Here is a 17,682-nt window from a genome sequence, read left to right on the forward strand (position 1 = left end):
GCTATTCCTTCACTAAATTCAATGAGGTGTTTAATCTTGCGAGCTTTTCAATGGCAGAGTCGAACTCAAATTGTTCAATATCATTTTTTAATGATTTGAGTAAGGTTTTGTGCGGTCGAAGCTGCTGAACACCATCAAGTTGTCCTACCCAGTCTAATGCCTCGGTATTATATTGCTCTAAACATTGATTAAGTTTTACCAGCATTTCTTGGATGACTTTATCATCTAATTCTCGATTATGTATAGAAGGTTTATTTTTTTGTACCCAGCTATCGATATCGGCCAATAATATTGCTAAATGCTGATGTAAATTCTGAATCTGGGTAGTCATTGTGTCCCAATCTAGAGCTTCCAGATTATTCAGTTTGGTTTCTATTTCAGCTGTAAGCTGGTTTGTTTCATCTGCGCCAATATTCGCCGTCACTCCTTTTAAGGTGTGCATGCTTAATTGCATATCACTAAGGTTACATTCACCGACGGCCAGTTTTTGTTGTGTAATAAGCGAATGCCCTGTAAGAACAAAAGAGTGTAATAATTTTGTATACAGCCCCGCATCTTGATTACAGTGCATTAATCCCCTTCGGGTATTAAGCCCATGAATGTCAGGTAATGATGCGTGGACAATGCTACTGTTATAAGAATTAGCGGATGTCAACTTTTGAGGTTTTTTAGGTTTGATCCAGCGAGCCATGATGCTGTAAAGATCTTTGACATTGACGGGTTTATTGATTTGATCGTTCATTCCCGATAATAGGCTTCGTTCAACATCTTCTTTCATGGCATTTGCTGTCATGGCTATAATCGGTAAATCAGCAAATAATGGATTGGCGCGGATACGTCTCGTGGCTTCATAGCCATCCATTAACGGCATTTGTCCATCCATTAATACCCCATCAAATGGTTTGCTGTTAACTAGCTCAACGGCTTCTATGCCATTGCAGGCTACCGTGACTTTGACCCCAGCTTGATTTAATAATTCAATGGCTAACTCTTGATTCATCACATTATCTTCAGCTAGTAACACTTCAGCGCCAGCTAATTGCGTTTTGTACTCAATCACAGATTTTTCCGCTGCCGACTTATGTGAAGTTGGGTTGTTGCCGCTAAGCAATTTTACCACCAAATCCCCAAGAATAGCGGGTGTAAGGGGAGCTATGATGGAAAACACTTGGTTATGTTGATCTTGATTTAACAGCTCATTAACTTCATCTTGGTCTGATAATTTGTTGATAATGATCAATTTTGAATTTGGATTAAGCTTAAGAGATGTAATCAACTCATGGCTACAACATTTATAATCACTAATAACATAAAATGGCTCTACAGTTTCCCCTGTAGCATTATTGACAGTAGCTTGTATTGCTTTGGTTGTGCTAGCTTCATCAGATATTAGAGTGTGTATACCAAAATAGTTAGCATGCTTTATCAAATCATCGCTAATGATTGTTGGTAAGCCAATTAAGGTAAACATTGCACCTCTAGCACTTTCAAAATCCATGATTGGATCATGGTCTCTACCCTTTAATAAGCTTAAGGTTAAATAAAAGCGACTGCCTTTACCTTCTTCGCTTTCTAGGTAAACCTGCCCTCCCATTAAGTTTGCAAGACGTTTACTGATTGCTAATCCAAGGCCTGTTCCGCCATATTCTCTTGATGTAGAGGCGTCAACCTGCTCAAATGACCCGAATAATTTGCCTTGCTTATGCTTTGGTATACCGATACCAAAGTCTTCGACGCAAAAAGTCAGATCAATATTGTTACCATTGGGTGTGGCTGTTCCCCTGATAATAATATTGCTATTGGGGTGAGAAAACTTGATCGCATTATTACAATAGTTGATCAATATTTGACCTAATCGCATGCTGTCACCGATATAAAAACGGGGGAAGTCAGGCGCAAAATCAAATAAAATGGTCAGGTTTTTTTCTTCTACTTTGAAGCTAATAATGTTTGCTAAATTAGCAAAAACTTCATCAATATCAAATTCTGTTGATTCGATATCCATCTTATCGGCTTCAATTTTTGAAAAGTCTAAAATATCATTCAAAATACCCAGTAAAGAGCTTGCCGCGCGGTGGACATTATCAACATAGTCACGTTGTTTACCCGAGAGGTCTGTTTGCAGTGCTAGATAAGACATACCGAGAATCGCGTTCATCGGAGTGCGTATTTCATGTGACATATTCGCTAAAAAATTAGACTTGGTTTGATTGGCAGATTCAGCCGCTTCTTTGGCACTGGCTAATTCGGTTTGAATCAGTTTGTCATCTGTAATATCTAACGCCCAACATAAATTAGCATTTTGCCCCCCGTGAATGGTTGGGTAGGCGGTGATGAAGATATCCCTGGTACCATCGGGGGTGTTAAATTGGGTTTCAAGTTGTAATTCTTCATTGCCACTGAGTTGCAAAATAGCATTGAAATCATTAGGGTTGGTGAAGATATCTGCAACGGTATGACCGATATTCAGGCCGGTCATTTCGGTGATGCGTTTATTGGTATATCGACAGGTATTTTGCACGCAAACCCATACACCAATTGGACTTTTACCTAAGATATTTTGCAGTACATCGCGCTCTTGTATCAGCAGTTTATTAATGCGTAATCTTTCGCTGATGTCATTGTAGGAGCCTAAAATACATTGTAGCCCTTCTAATTCGACAACTTTAAGGGTTGCTTCAATCGGGATGCGTTGCCCTGTTGAGCTCAACATTTCCGCTTCGTACGTATATATGCCTTGTTGCAGTGTTTGTGCTAAGCGGCTTTTGAATAAGGCCTGACGTTGGGTGGCGTCGGCGGCATAAAATAATGTGGGTTGCATACCTAACACATCATTTTTGGTGTTGTATGCAACCAGGTCTAACAGTGCCTGGTTGCAATCGAGGATGGTGCCATTGGTATCTGATAGCATACAAGCTTCAATAGAGACATCAAAGAGAGATTGGAACCTTGCCCTACTGAGATTAAGCTGCTCTTCAGTTTGTTTGCGTTGGGCAATTTCTTTATTTAAGCGTCGATTCCAATAGATGAAAATCCCAAAAATAACGGTCAGAATAATGGCTAAATTGATAATCCAATCGATCACTTGTTGTCTTTTGATGCCAAAATCGTAGCGAACATTAATCCAGCGATCTTTGATATTTTGTTTTCGAGTATCAGGAATATAAGCAAAGGCTTTATTTAAAATGCTTTTAAGTTCAGGCCAGTCTTTTCTGATACCAATAGATACCCCGAACCGATAATCTGATAAATCAACAATATTTAAATGACGATGGCCAAAAGCCTCTAACATGTTGGAGGCTAATGGATAATGAATAAAAGCAGCAAAGGCTTGGTGTTGATTAACGGCATTAAGCACATCTTCTAGGGTGTTGTAGGGCACAACAATCAGCTCTGGATGTTCTAATTTTAATTGCAGCTCAGTGATATCTTCTGCCACCACAGCGACTTTTTTTCCGGCTAAGTCATCAAGGCCGTTAATATTATCGGTATCGTTTCTAGTCACAATAACAGCAGGGAAGTAGGCCAGCGCATCGGTGAACAACATGTCTTTATCGCGGGAGTGGTGATCCGACACGGGTGAGAGCACATCTATTTTCTGTTGCTTAAAATCATTGAGTAATATCTGCCAAGTTTTTGCGTCGCTGATTTTAAATTGTAACGGCAGCAGTGGACTTATTTCAGCTAAAAAGTCGGCAATAATACCTTGTTGCTCACCGTTGTCGGCAATAAAATCTAAAGGGGCGGCATCGGGGTCAACCCCCAAATGAATAATGGGGTGTTGTTTAATAAATGCCCTTTCTTCTTCGGTTAAATTATTTAAAAATTGCTGGGTATCATAGGTGTTAATTAAATCTGCTACTTTAAAGTCCAATAAAAGCATATTGGGATTGAACGTAAGCGATATTTTTTTAAAATCAATATTCGCTTGGTTAAGATTTAACAGTGGCAGGTAGCTTTTATAATTATTTGATGTCACTACTACGGGGGGGATCACAAAATCAAAACCTTGGCGTTGGATGTGATTATCATTTAGATAATCAAACATAAGTACGGTTGCAAACCCTCCCATCATGTCAGCACCTATCGATGCGGCGTTAATATTATTATCAGGAATATCAGAGACTAATTCAGGAAGCCAACTTAATGCGCCAATGAGGGGTTTGGGTGAGGGGTGTTGCTCCGCTTCTAAGGCGACCGCTTTGGCGATTGAAGCACTCATTGCAACAACTAAGTTTATGTTGTTTTCAGACAGAGCGAGGGCATATTGTTCTCGCGCCGCTTGAGGATCCCAGTTGGTATACTTAATGGTAATAACCGCATTTTTCCAGCGAGCAGAAATATACTCAACCATGTCATTGACCCTGCTGATCACCGAAGCATCTTCTGGATTACCGCCTAAAATTAAAATATTCGGTTGCCAATCAGCGGCATTTTTATTGATTGCTAAGCTATTAATGAGGGTTTGCCCTGAGTCTACATCTCGGCCAAAACGGGCAATCCAATTTAAGCTGTCTGCTTTGAGTGACAGTTTTGATTCTTTTAAGTTTGAATTAATTGTGATGACGGGAACACCATGTTCATCGGCTTCTTTTAGCAGTGTTGGCAATATATCGGTATTTTCAGAAATAATAATGCCGTTGGTTTGCTCATGAATTGCTTTTCGACTTAAATTTAACAACATTGCACTGGTGTCATTACTATAAATAATATCGAGATTGACATTGAGATCATTGGCTGCAAATTGAGAATAAGCTGCAATTTCACGCCAGAACGGTCTATCCGCCTCTAGGATCATGGTGATCATCTTTTGGGGACGCTTTTGTTGGGCAATTTGTGGTGCTTCTAAACGCTCAGATGAAGCTGTTTCAATACTCGATAACGCGGTTAATTGAGTTGTCACCTGTGCACTATTTCCATTGATGGAAAAAAATATCAGCAAGAGTAATAAACACGGTGCATTTAATCGTACGTATGCAGGGGCCATTGGAATTGTGTGTATGAGGTTGATTACATTTTTTAGCATTATTCATTCCAAAAGCGTTATGTGGTTTTGCGGCAGGCCATCTAAGATTAAGCTGTTATTTGCACTATTCGAGTGTCCATTGCAGCGGCATTCTTTTCTGCGTTGACAACAATATAACTTAGTTCATCTATCAAAAGCCGATTGATAAGGTCTATTTTTACACTAACCTTATCCCATTAAGTAAATAATATAATCGAATTCTTAGGTAATGAAACGCTCATAAACTACACATTCAGTATAAGTCGGTAGCGCCTTGTGCATTTGTTTTTTGCTATGATAGTTATGATTCGTTATGTTAATTTTTGCGGCTTTAGTTGTTGTGTTTGGTTTGCTGTTTGTTGTTATTTGGAGCTTGTGAGTGGTGCTTTACCAATTGTTGTAGGTTATTTATTAGGCTTCAGTTATATTCCCACCCCCGAAAAAGTTGATTAAAAAACAGTCTAAATAGTTAGAGGGTGATAATGGGTTTTATAACAGTGCTGTTGGATATTTTTGAGAGTAAGGTGGAAATATGACAGTGAGTGAAATGACATTGAAACCGACTATTTTGGTTGTCGATGATATGCCGGATAATATTCGAATTATTCACGGTATTTTAGCCGATAAATTTACCATAAGAGCCGCGACCTCAGGCAAAAAAGCCCTTGAGCTGGCTCGTATTGAACCCATCCCAGAACTGATCTTATTAGATGTTATGATGCCCACTATGAGTGGTTTTGAAGTGTGTCAGCAGCTAAAGCTTGATCCAAACACAAGCCGTATTCCGGTTATTTTTGTGACAGCTAAAACTGAAGAAATGGATGAACAAACGGGTTTGGAGTTAGGCGCCGTTGACTATATTTGTAAACCCATTAGCCCTGCGGTGTTAAATGTCAGAGTGAAAAACCAACTGGCGTTGGCTAATCAAGCTAGGCAGCTTGAAGACCTAGTGAAACTTCGTACTAAGGAGTTAGAGCAAACGCGGCATAAAATTATCCTAAAGTTAGGCCGAGCGGCTGAATTTAGGGATAATGAAACCGGCTTACATATTGTTAGAATTGGCCATTTAAGTCAGATGTTGGCACAACATATTGGCGCCACAGCGACGTGGTGTGAGCATATACTGCATGCTTCACCTATGCATGACATTGGCAAAATTGGTATTCCAGATGTGATTTTATTAAAGCCTGGTCGGTTAACGGATGACGAACGTATTATCATGCAACAACATCCCGCGCTGGGAGCTGAAATTCTAGGTGATGATGACAATGCCCCATTACTGGTGATGGCAAAAGAAATCGCGTTGTACCACCATGAACATTGGAATGGAAATGGTTACCCCACAGGCATAAGTGGTAAAGATATCCCTTTAAGTGCCAGAATCGTTGCCATAGTTGATGTGTTTGATGCGTTAACCTCTGCGCGACCTTACAAAAAACCGTGGTCGACACAAGCTGCGCTAGATTATATTGTTGAAGGCGCAGGTAAACAATTTGATCCAGATTTAGTGACCGCCTTTTTAGCATGTCGCGATAAAGTCGAGCAGATAAAATTACAATTTTTGGAGCCAGAATCGTCAGAATAACGGATGAGTCAGCCCTTTCGATAAAATTAACGAGCTATTATGACCATTATTTTTACCACTAACCTGGGCGATATTCACATTGAACTTGATTTAGAAAAAGCGCCTGTGAGCTCAAAAAACTTTTTAAGATATTGCCAAGAAGGCTTTTACGAGCAGACTATTTTTCATCGTGTTATTAAAGGCTTTATGATTCAAGGTGGTGGCTTTACCGCCCAAATGGCAGAAAAGCCGACCCATGCGCCGATTGTGAATGAGGCGAATCGTGGTTTAAGTAATGTATTAGGCACCATTGCAATGGCGCGCACTGATGCACCGCATTCTGCCACTGGGCAATTTTTTATTAATACCGCAAATAATCGCTTTCTCGATCACACTGCGACGACTAACAATGGCTGGGGCTATGCCGTATTTGGCAAGGTTACTGAGGGTCTTGAGGTAATAAAGCAGATTGAAAAAGTCAAAACAGCAACGGTTGCAGGACATGATGATGTGCCTAAAACGCCGATTATGATTGAGCGCGTCACTATTGTTGAATAGTCGATAGCTCACTTAATCTTTGACACAAAAGTCGATGAATATGTAATGGACTGACACCGCTGGTTGTTAGTCCATTTTTTATGGCGATAATTTTGCCTTGATACTCAAATGGCAATCTACTAGCACCCTTAGCTCGGGATTATAAACGCTTAGTAAACAGCTATTTGCCTTGCTAACTGCGTCTCAATAATAGGCCATACGTCAACATTATCCCATGCAGTCTAAAGTCATTTTAGTTTCCACCCAAGGGGCGGTGGCTATTCCCCTGCCATTGTGCTCGCAAATTCACTTAATTTGGCAGGCTGAATGGTGTTCATTTGTGATTGCCTGACAGAAATATAGCCTAGGGCATAATTTATCAACAAAGATAAACACGCCCTAATAAGGATATGTAATCTATCGTTTTTCACTGTTTGTTTCATTTCAGTTTAATCATATACCGTTAGCATCTTCATTCTGTCGGGCATTAATGTTAAAACTATCAATGCCGCTTTAATTACTCACACTTGTATTCACTCGATTAAGGATACTATGCAGCTTACTGATATCGATTTTCAGCGTTTAAAGCAAGCAAAGCAGTTGCTAGAAAATCCGGGGCTGGCCGCCAAAATTACTGATGCAATAGGTAAACCGATTGAACAAGGTTTTGCGTTATTGCCCAAAACCGTAAGCAATGGCATTGGTAAGGTCACGCAAATGGCATTAACTAAGGCAGTTGATGCGGCACTGTTTACCTTAAAAGATGGGGCGAACCTGCATTCTTCTGATAAATGGCACAAGTTTGGTGTGGCTCTGAGTGGCGGTGTCGGCGGCTTTTTTGGCTTAAGCGCCTTAGCCATTGAGTTACCTATTTCAACCACCATCATGTTACGTTCGATAGCAGACATCGCTCGCAGTGAAGGTGAGCAGTTGAGTGATTTAGCAACCAAAATGGCTTGCCTTGAAGTGTTTGCGTTTGGAGGGCAAAGCCTTGATGATGATCAAGCTGAAACGGGCTATTTTGCGGTTCGCACCGTATTGGCTAATTCAATTGCCGAATCGGCACAATATGTAGCAACCAAAGGGTTCACTAAAGAGGCTGCGCCCATGATGGTAAAAATTGTCACCATTGTAGCGGAACGATTTGGCGTACAAGTGACTCAAAAAGTAGCGGCACAAGCTGTGCCTGCTATTGGTGCCGCAGGCGGTGCCATTATCAATACATTATTTATCGACCATTTTCAGGATATGGCTAGAGGTCATTTTGTTGTTCGTGGATTAGAACGAAAATATGGCGAACAACAGATAAGGGAGTGTTACGAGGCGATTCAGTAGTACAGACTATGTCAGCACTTTCATCAACATCAAGGACAGAATAACAATGAGATTACCCACCATGGTTAAAGGGATTATTGGCTCAACAGTCTTGTTATCAGCGTTGAGTACAGGTGCCGCAGTCGCCAATGAAAAACTCACTTTTTTAGAATATACCCTTGAGGCGGACATTGAACTGGTTCAACCCGTTATATCAGCCAATATTATGGACAACGAAGGTAATGAGCTTGTCGTGATTGGCGTAGATGAAAAATATCAGCGTTGGTTGTATGTGTATGGTTTTAAAGAGGACAAGCTGAGTTTACTTGATAAACAGCCTATTGATCCCTCACTGTTTCGTTACGATGTCTATCAACCCGAAGAGGAAAGTGAAAAACTTCAGCTACAAAAACTGTACTTTTTGAGCGCAGATAGTTTGTGGCAGTATCAGCTAGGTCATCCGGTGTTGGCAGCCATCTCAGAAGAATCAACCCAAGGTCAAATTAATAAAGTGGCGCCAATCAGTTCTATTACCTTAACTCCTAAAGCCGATTATATTTCCCGTGGTAATTTTGTAAAAGATATCAATAATGATGGTATTGCAGATATCGTTTTGAGTGACTTTAAAACTCTACACCTACTACTGGCAAATAATAATCCCGTTAGCGACTTACAAACCTTTACCTTGCAGTCATTACCACTTTTACCAAACATTGAATTAACCGATACCGGAGCGGAATATAGCCAGCCAGAATTGTACTTTTCCGATGCGAATTTTGATAATCGTGATGACATTATTAAAGTTGGCGAAGGTTTATTAGAAGTGTATTTTCAAAAAGATAATGGCCAGTTTACACCGAGTGCAACATTTATTTCTGTCAGTCAGCCCATTAGTGGCGTGGATTGGTGGAAGAAGCGTGATGCCTATGGTCGGCAGTTAGATCAAAGTGATTTGCTGTATCGAAAAGTAGAAAAAATTGCCGATATCAATGCTGATGGCATAACCGATTTAGTGATTAGATACACCAAAAGTAGCGGGGTATTTGATCGCAGTAATGACTACGAAGTCTACCTTGGCAGCAACAAAAATAATGTACTCATTTTTGGCCGAAAACCTAGCAGTGTCATCCGAGCTGACGGTACATTAACAGGGCTAAGTTTTGTTGATTTAAACAAAGATAACCAATTTGAAGTTGTGGTGTCAGGGTTTGATATTGGCGTATCTCAAGTTGTCGGGGCATTGCTGTCAGGCAGTATTGATCAAGATGTGTACGTATTCAAAATGGACAATGCATTTCAATTTCCTAAACAAGCTAATGTTACCAAAGAAGTGGAGTTAAGTTTTAGCTTAACGTCAGGTCAAACCGGTGAGCCTGTGATTACCTTAGGCGATTTAAATGGTGATGGATTTAAAGAGTTATTGTTGTCCGATACCGAAAAACGCCTAAAAATATTTCAAGGCCAAAGTGGTGACTCGCCATTTGCGAGAAGCAGTGATGAGTTAGCCTTTACCTTGCCAACAGAAGGTTCAATGGTGTCGGTAACAGATATCAATCACGATGGAAAAGAGGATTTAGTGGTGCATTATGGCCGTCAGGATGCCAAAGACATGCAGCGTAAAGTGATTGTGTTTATTGCTCAATAACCTTGCATTCGTGCTGAATTGAGCTCATTTATCCATTGCACTCTGAATTCAAACTCTGTGATCTAGTGGTGTTGAACTCAGTTGTTGAACTCAGTTGTTGAACTCAGTTGTTGAACTCAGGTATTGGTTTCAATATTTAAATGAAACGGTTAACCCATCTGGTAGTGCTGCATAGGTGAATCCTTTGCTTGATATGCACTTAACCTGTTGATTATATTGCAAGTTTGTTTAGGGGCTATTAAGTGAGACTTAGGTAGGTAACTATTTTATCTATCTATTTCGTCGCGAGCTCATAGTCTTGTTTGTAGCCCTAACAGCTTTGCAACTATGCTTATAGCAATGCTCCCGGCTCTCTAATTTCTACTGTCGCCATTCAAATACTTAAGCATTTGCTTAAAGTGACAGCGATCATAAAATCGCATATTGCCCCCAAAATAGACTTTAGCTTTACGCTGTAAAGAGTAAACTGCTTCAAAACATGTAAAAATTATACATGATTAAATAATCAAGCAGGAGTGAGTTATGTTTTGTGTGCAATGTGAGCAAACGATTAAAACCCCAGCGGGTAATGGCTGTAGTTATTCTCAAGGTATGTGTGGCAAGTTAGCTTCAACTTCCGACCTACAAGACCTGCTTATCTATATGCTGCAAGGCGTATCAGCTTATGCAGTCAAAGCCCGTGAAATGGGGATTGTTGATGGCAACATTGATACGTTTGTGCCCAAGGCGTTCTTCTCAACATTGACCAACGTGAACTTTGATGATGACCGTTTAATTGGTTATGCCCAACAAGCTCAAACTTACCGTGAGCAGTTAAAAACAGCTTATGAAGCCGCGTGCCAAGAAAAGGGCATTGATGCGCTAGTGATCCCAGCACAGGGCACCTTAAACCTTGCGGCAAGTAAACTTGAAATGCTAGAACAAGCACCGGTAGCTTTACTGAATCGCGGTGAGGTGCATGAAGATATTTTAGGTTTACGTTTGTTATGTCTTTACGGTTTAAAAGGGGCGGCCGCTTATATGGAGCATGCCCGCGTACTTGAGCAAACCGATGCGGACATCGCTGCCGAATTCCACCAAATCATGGCCTTTTTAGGTGAAGACTCGGTTGATGTGGATAAGCTGTTCAACACCGCAATGCAAATTGGTCAGCTTAACTACCGTGTGATGGCGATGTTAGATACGGGTGAAACGACAGCGTTTGGCCACCCTGAACCCACTGAAGTCAATACTAAAATTGTTAAAGGTAAAGCGATTCTAGTCTCTGGTCATGATATGAAAGATCTAGAGCTAATCTTGCAACAAACGGAAGGCAAAGGGATTAACGTTTTCACCCACGGTGAAATGCTACCTGCATTAGCGTATCCGGCATTTAAAAAGTATTCACATTTAGTGGGTAACTTTGGCAGTGCGTGGCAAAACCAGCAAAAAGAATTCGCTAACTTCCCTGGTGCGGTTGTGATGACCTCAAACTGTATTATTGACCCTAATGTGGGCGATTACTCTGACCGAATTTTTACTCGTAGCATTGTCGGTTGGCCGGGTGTGAGCCACATTGAAGGCGATGATTTCAGCACAGTGATCGACAAAGCGTTATCGCTTGAAGGTTTTAAATATGATGAAATTCCTCATATGATCACCATTGGTTTTGCACGCAATGCGCTCATGGCCGCTGCGCCAACTGTGGTTGAAAATGTGAAAAATGGTTCAATTAAGCACTTCTTCTTAATCGGTGGCTGTGACGGTGATAAAGCTGAGCGCAGTTACTTTACTGATTTGGCTAAATCGGTACCTGAAGATTCACTTATTCTTACGCTGGGCTGTGGCAAGTTTAAGTTTAATAAACTCGAATTTGGCGACATCAATGGTATTCCACGTTTACTCGATGTTGGCCAATGTAATGATGCCTACTCAGCAATTCAATTAGCGTTAGCACTAAAAGATGTGTTTGAGTGCGGCATTAATGAATTGCCATTAAGTTTAGTGTTGTCTTGGTTTGAACAAAAAGCGATTGTTGTTTTGTTAACCTTGCTATCTTTAGGAGTTAAAAACATTCGTACTGGCCCAAGTGCACCAGGTTTTTTAACTGAAAACTTAGCCAACATCTTAGAGCAACAGTTTGGTCTACGTACCACAACGGATGTAGCAACCGACTTAAAAGCCATGATGACTGCGGCGTAAATAGGTTTGACGGCGATTAAATAGGCATTAGTCGCCGTTTTTTATTGTTATTTACTCAGTGTAAAGGTGTTTTATGACAGCCTCAGGATTTTCATTCTCAGCCGCGTTAGCCTCAGCTCAAACCGAGAAAACCTCGTCATTATCGACAGCGAACAAGCCACCTAAGTCAGAAATACCTATAGCTGGCGGCTTTTCATTTTCCAATGCATTGGCAGCAGCTAAATCTGACAAGCCATTAAATGCAACCCCAACAACGGCTAAATCCGCGGGATTTTCAATGGCAGGTGCTTTATCCTCTTTGAAACCTAAAGTGTCTGAAACTCCGTCAGTTAATGCCGCTAAATTACTGGCTGCAGATAATTGGCAGCGGGGTGAAGTCACTTTACGCTGCGTTGAAAAATGGCATGAAACCCTTGACGTAGTGAGCTTTCGCTTTCAAGGTATTGAACCGGTAAAGTTTAACTATAAGCCTGGACAATTTATCACTTTCAAACTTGAAATAGACACTAAGCCGATTTATCGCAGTTACACCATCGCCTCATCACCTTCACGCCCTTATTCATTGATTGTAACCATCAAACAAATTGAAGGTGGATTAGTGTCTAATTACCTGGCAAATCAATTAAATGTTAATGATGAAGTGACAGTAGTTGGTCCAGATGGTGCCTTTAATCTTATTGATATTCAGGCAGATAAATATCTATTTTTAAGTGCTGGGAGTGGTGTGACACCTATGCACTCTATGTCACGCTGGCTATGTGATACTGCAGTCGGTAGCGACATTGCATTTGTACATAGTGCGCGTAGTGCCGAGGATATTATTTTTGCTGAAACGATGGCGACTATGGCAGCTCGTTGCGACAGTTTGGCGTTAAGTTATGTGCTAGAAGATGATAGTGCGAAGCAGCAAGTGATCGCTCGAGATCCTAAGATACAGTGCACATCTGGGCGATTAGACATTGCTAAGTTAGCCGCACTCGTGCCTGACTATCAAACGCGAACTGTGTTTATTTGCGGGCCAGAACCCTACATGGCAGCGGTAAAAGCCATGTTGCAACAGGCGCAGTTTAATATGGCTAACTTTTATCAAGAAAGCTTTGCCGCGGCACCTAAAACCGTCTCAAACAAAGTATTACTTAGCTCGAGTGAGCATGCCGCAGCGGGCGGGTTTATGTTAAACATTGCCGGTAAAGTTTTTCCGCTTGGCAGTGACCAAACACTACTTGATGGGATAGAGTCCGAAGGCTTGCCCATCATTGCCGCGTGTCGAAATGGGGTTTGTGGCGCCTGTAAATGTCAGGTTACCGAAGGCAGTGTCGCAACCACTAGTACGGCAACATTAACCGCAGATGAGATTGCCGCAGGCTTTGTGTTAGCTTGTTCTACTACAATCAATTCAGATGTAAGCTTAACCCTGTAAGTAAATAGCTTCATATTTTATTAGCCTGCTTTTGCAGGCTTTTTTACTTTATCCGCTACACTATTAAATTAGGTTAAATTTATGTTAAATACTTAATGACATCGCTGTCATTTTTGTGTTTTAGTAGATAGGTTAGCCCTAAAATTATTACTCTGTATGCCAGCTGAAGTAAGGTTGCTCTATGACATTAAAAACAAAAATAATATTCTTTGCTAGCCTGTTATTTATCTCCACACTGGGTATCGCATTTGGTGGTTTACATGCGTTATCTGACTCAAGTCACAGCGACAATATTGCCCGCATTAATCAATTAATGCGCAGTACAGCCAATATTGTGACTCAATTCGAACAATTTCAACTATCAGGTGAACTGACCGAAACGCAGGCAAAAGCGTTAGCAATGCAGGTACTGCGTGAAAACAAATACCATGACTCTGAGTATGTTTACGTTGTTGATAATAATATGGACTTTGTTGCTACGCCCCATGATCCGCAACTGCATGGCACCAGTTTTAATGATTTTGTCGATGCCAATGGCAAAAGTATTGGTCGCATGGTGCAACAACTTGTGGGCAGCCAAACAGGTAAAATTTTAACCTATGAATGGACTTCTGAGCGTGAAGGCAAAGTGGTTGCGTTAACGTCAGTGGTACAGCAATCTGACTTATGGCACTGGTATGTGGGAACGGGGATTAGTTATGCCGAAGCTGATGCTCGGTATTGGTCAGTAGCAAGCGGCCTGCTGACTTTTGCCATTATTATCGCGATTATTTTATCTCTGAGTTTAGCGAGATTTGGCTTCAAATTGCGTCACTCTTTAGGAGCTGAAATTGAACAGGTGCATCAATTCGTATTAAGTGTGTCGCGTGGTAATTTACGCCAACAAGCCACTTTTATCCATGCCCAAGATAACAGTGTGGTTGGGGCAATGAATTACATGCAAGTCGGCCTACAAGGTGTGGTGCTAGGAATTAAAAATGTGACCGACATTTTACACCATCAAGCCGATGGTGCAGCGAAACGCTCTAACGAGCTAGATCAACTGACGCGAGCAATGCATGATGAAACTCAAATGGTCGCCTCAGCAATTACCGAATTAACCGCCTCATCGGCTAATGTGGCGGAACATGCTAAGCAAGCGGCTGAATCGGTCAATGCTGCTGAACAGCAAGGCATTAATGCCCATAGACTAACTCAAGAATCCGCGACAACGATTTCATTACTCGAAACTCAAATTGAAAGTGCCGGTAAAAATATTCAGGTGTTAGATGATGAAGTCAATAACATCGCCAGCGTACTATTGGTGATCCAGGGCATTGCCGAGCAGACCAATTTGCTGGCTTTAAACGCCGCAATTGAAGCAGCTAGAGCGGGTGAACAAGGTCGAGGTTTTGCTGTGGTTGCCGATGAAGTCAGACAGTTAGCTCAGCGTACACAAACCAGTACTGAGCAAATTAAGCAAATGATCGATAAGCTGCAAAAAGCCACCAAAGATGCCAAAGCGTCAGTGGTGAAAAGCATTGCAACCAGTGAAGAAACTGTGACTAAATCGGCACGTGTAACCGATGAGCTTAAAAATATTGCCCAGTCGTTATCTGATATTGCTTATATGAGTCAGCAGATCTCAGAAGCGGCGACAGAGCAGCTTGCCGCTGGTGAAGATTCAGCTCAGCGCATTGTGGTGATTGCTGATACTGCATCTAAAACCAATACGGTTTCAGCGCAAGCTCACAGTGTGAGTGAAGAGGTAAAGCAATTAACGTACAAACTAGAGGCAGAAATTAAGAAGTTCGAAATTTAATCTTTAATTTCCTTTTTCCTCTAATAAAGGCAGCGAATAAGCTGCCTTTATTATTGCGAAAATAGCCTTCTTGTTCCTAAAAAAGCCCATTTCATAATTGATAAATAGGCTTGCTTGTAACCAATTATTAACATTTAATGGAGCAGGTTTTCTGATTATCATTGGGGTAAAGTATGAAAAAGTGGGCATTAAGTTTGGTAGCGTTATGTTGCGCTAGCAGTTGGGCACAAACTGCATTAATTCATAACGTTCAAGGTTATAGTGTTCATGAGGGGAAATTACATACCTTTTCTGCAGTAAAATTTACCGATGATAAAATTGATGCGGTTTATCCTACTCCCCCGAATTTAGCTACAGTCAATGATATGCTTGTTATTGATGGTAAAGGGAAAACCTTACTGCCAGGCTTAATTGATGCACATGGTCATGTGCTCAGTTATGGCCAAAGTTTGCTGCGAGTGGATTTGGTGGCAGCATCAAGTGAAAGTGAGTCAGTTAAACGCGCCGAAACGTTTTTAAAGCAACAATCCACTACCGGCTGGTTATTAGGTCGAGGTTGGAATCAAGAATTGTGGGACAGTAAAGCGTTTCCAAGCAAACAAAGTTTAGACAAGGTGTTTGGTCATACTCCTGTGGCGTTTGGTCGGATTGATGGTCATGCCCTGTGGGTGAACAGTAAAACGTTGCAGCTAGCAGGTATCACTGCGACAACCAAAGCCCCGGTCGGTGGTGAAATTATCAAAGACAGTCAGGGGCAACCAACGGGAGTGTTGATCGATAATGCAATGAATCTGGTGTACGACGTTATGCCCGCAATGACATCAATGCAAATGCAAACAACCTTAGTTGCCGCGATGGAGTCACTTGCCTCATACGGATTAACCAGTGTGCATGATGCTGGTGTGAGTATCGACAATATCAACGCCTACCAAACCTTAGCGCAAGCTAAGGCAATGCCCATCCGTATTAATGCGATGTTATCGGTCGAAGACCCGCAATATGCTGACTATTTGGCAAAAGGGCCAATAAAAACCGCTGATGACATGTTTAAAATGGACAGTGTCAAAATATCCGCCGATGGCGCATTGGGCAGTCGCGGCGCATCTTTACTGGCAGATTATAGTGACCAACACGGCCACAAAGGGTTAATGCTTTATTCAACAGATAGGCTAGCCGCATTAATTTTAGAATCTATGCAAGCTGGGTTTCAAGTGAATACCCATGCCATAGGTGATAATGCCAATAAAGTCGTGCTGGATAACTATCAAGCGGCAATAGCAGCCTCTGATACCAAAGCATTAAGACACAGAGTTGAGCATGCGCAAATACTGGAAGTGAGTGATATTCACCGTTTTGCTGAGCTGGGAGTGATTGCTTCTATTCAAGCTACTCACGCGACGAGTGATAAAAATATGGCAGAAAAACGCTTAGGAAAAACCCGTCTAGCCGGGGCATATGCATGGCGAAAGTTACTTAATGCGAATGCTAAAATTGCCAATGGTTCAGATTTTCCGGTTGAGTCACCAAATCCATACTTTGGTTTACATGCTTCAGTGACACGACAAGATCATGATAATCAACCTTTAGATGGCTGGTTATCATCAGAAAAACTTACCCGTGAAGAAGCGCTAGACAGTTTCACTTTATCAGCGGCTTATGCAGGTCATCAAGAGAACTTACTTGGCTCAATTGAAGTGGGGAAAAAAGCAGACTTTATTCTGGTCAGTGATGATTATTTTAGTGTAAAACCAGAAGATATCTGGCGCAGTCGTGTGCTCAAAACCTGGGTCGATGGGCGCTTGGTGTATCAGGCTGACGAATAGCGTAAACTATAAAAGCATTAAAACAAAACGGGCTTATCATTGCTGATAAGCCCGTTTCGTTACAATCACTTAGACGTTAAGTCTTAGTTCATGCCGTATTTCTTTAGCTTCTTACGTAAAGTACCACGGTTGATACCTAACATGTTCGCTGCGCGAGTTTGGTTGCCACGAGTATGTTGCATGATGATGTCTAGTAAAGGTGCTTCAACCTCACTTAACACCATTTCATAAACTTCTGAAGCTTCCTGACCGTCTAACTGAGAGAAGAAGTTGGTTACGGCGCGTTTAACTGCGTCGCGTAATAACTGCGGCTTGATAGTGCCGTTTGCTGTTTCGATTTTGCCTACGGTAAGCTGGTGAACTTCTGTGTTAGTTGTCTGATCAAACATTCT

Annotated in this window: 10 protein-coding genes; 8 read left to right on the top strand and 2 right to left on the bottom strand. The window is 41.4% G+C overall.

Features of this window, described 5'->3' with window-relative positions; all coding sequences use genetic code 11:
- Position 1: 1 nt before the first annotated feature.
- Complete coding sequence (locus tag IEY03_RS03900; RefSeq protein WP_188840051.1) at positions 2 to 4,903, bottom strand: ATP-binding protein; 4,902 nt, start codon at positions 4,901 to 4,903, stop codon at positions 2 to 4.
- Between the two features lie 634 nt (positions 4,904 to 5,537).
- Here IEY03_RS03900 and IEY03_RS03905 point away from each other — a divergent pair.
- The 8 genes from IEY03_RS03905 to IEY03_RS03940 all read left to right on the top strand — a co-directional run bounded on the left by IEY03_RS03905 (position 5,538) and on the right by IEY03_RS03940 (position 17,290).
- Positions 5,538 to 6,590 (top strand): HD domain-containing phosphohydrolase, encoded by a 1,053-nt coding sequence (locus tag IEY03_RS03905; RefSeq protein ID WP_188840052.1) that lies wholly within the window; start codon positions 5,538 to 5,540, stop codon positions 6,588 to 6,590.
- A gap of 39 nt (positions 6,591 to 6,629) precedes the next feature.
- Complete coding sequence (locus IEY03_RS03910) at positions 6,630 to 7,127, top strand: peptidylprolyl isomerase (protein ID WP_188840053.1); 498 nt, start codon at positions 6,630 to 6,632, stop codon at positions 7,125 to 7,127.
- A 531-nt stretch (positions 7,128 to 7,658) separates the two neighbouring features.
- On the top strand, positions 7,659 to 8,441 hold the full coding sequence (locus IEY03_RS03915; RefSeq protein WP_188840054.1) for an EcsC family protein: 783 nt from the start codon (positions 7,659 to 7,661) through the stop codon (positions 8,439 to 8,441).
- Between the two features lie 46 nt (positions 8,442 to 8,487).
- A complete protein-coding gene (locus tag IEY03_RS03920) occupies positions 8,488 to 10,065 on the top strand; it encodes an FG-GAP repeat domain-containing protein (protein ID WP_188840055.1) in 1,578 nt (525 codons plus the stop codon).
- A gap of 522 nt (positions 10,066 to 10,587) precedes the next feature.
- Positions 10,588 to 12,246, top strand: coding sequence for a hydroxylamine reductase (hcp, locus tag IEY03_RS03925; RefSeq protein WP_188840056.1), 1,659 nt, complete (start codon positions 10,588 to 10,590; stop codon positions 12,244 to 12,246).
- A gap of 73 nt (positions 12,247 to 12,319) precedes the next feature.
- The gene (locus IEY03_RS03930; RefSeq protein WP_188840057.1) at positions 12,320 to 13,666 is read left to right on the top strand and encodes an FAD-binding oxidoreductase; all 1,347 of its coding nucleotides are present in this window, start codon (positions 12,320 to 12,322) and stop codon (positions 13,664 to 13,666) included.
- A gap of 181 nt (positions 13,667 to 13,847) precedes the next feature.
- Entirely contained in the window at positions 13,848 to 15,467 is a 1,620-nt protein-coding gene (locus tag IEY03_RS03935; protein WP_188840058.1) for a methyl-accepting chemotaxis protein, read from the top strand.
- Positions 15,468 to 15,640: 173 nt separating this feature from the next.
- Entirely contained in the window at positions 15,641 to 17,290 is a 1,650-nt protein-coding gene (locus tag IEY03_RS03940) for an amidohydrolase (RefSeq protein ID WP_188840059.1), read from the top strand.
- A gap of 83 nt (positions 17,291 to 17,373) precedes the next feature.
- On the opposite strand, the gene fis is transcribed toward IEY03_RS03940, so the two are convergent.
- Positions 17,374 to 17,679, bottom strand: coding sequence for a DNA-binding transcriptional regulator Fis (gene fis / locus IEY03_RS03945; RefSeq protein WP_011494902.1), 306 nt, complete (start codon positions 17,677 to 17,679; stop codon positions 17,374 to 17,376).
- Positions 17,680 to 17,682 lie beyond the last annotated feature (3 nt).

This window comes from Shewanella aestuarii (genome assembly GCF_014647215.1).
Classification (GTDB): Bacteria; Pseudomonadota; Gammaproteobacteria; order Enterobacterales; family Shewanellaceae; genus Shewanella; species Shewanella aestuarii.

Excerpts from the sequence above, each read along its gene's own strand:
- IEY03_RS03905 (WP_188840052.1), top strand. The coding sequence starts at position 5,538 with ATGACAGTGAGTGAAATGACATTGAAACCGACTATTTTGGTTGTCGAT.
- IEY03_RS03910 (WP_188840053.1), top strand. The coding sequence starts at position 6,630 with ATGACCATTATTTTTACCACTAACCTGGGCGATATTCACATTGAACTT.
- IEY03_RS03915 (WP_188840054.1), top strand. The coding sequence starts at position 7,659 with ATGCAGCTTACTGATATCGATTTTCAGCGTTTAAAGCAAGCAAAGCAG.
- IEY03_RS03920 (WP_188840055.1), top strand. The coding sequence starts at position 8,488 with ATGAGATTACCCACCATGGTTAAAGGGATTATTGGCTCAACAGTCTTG.
- hcp (WP_188840056.1), top strand. The coding sequence starts at position 10,588 with ATGTTTTGTGTGCAATGTGAGCAAACGATTAAAACCCCAGCGGGTAAT.
- IEY03_RS03930 (WP_188840057.1), top strand. The coding sequence starts at position 12,320 with ATGACAGCCTCAGGATTTTCATTCTCAGCCGCGTTAGCCTCAGCTCAA.
- IEY03_RS03935 (WP_188840058.1), top strand. The coding sequence starts at position 13,848 with ATGACATTAAAAACAAAAATAATATTCTTTGCTAGCCTGTTATTTATC.
- IEY03_RS03940 (WP_188840059.1), top strand. The coding sequence starts at position 15,641 with ATGAAAAAGTGGGCATTAAGTTTGGTAGCGTTATGTTGCGCTAGCAGT.
- fis (WP_011494902.1), bottom strand. The coding sequence starts at position 17,679 with ATGTTTGATCAGACAACTAACACAGAAGTTCACCAGCTTACCGTAGGC.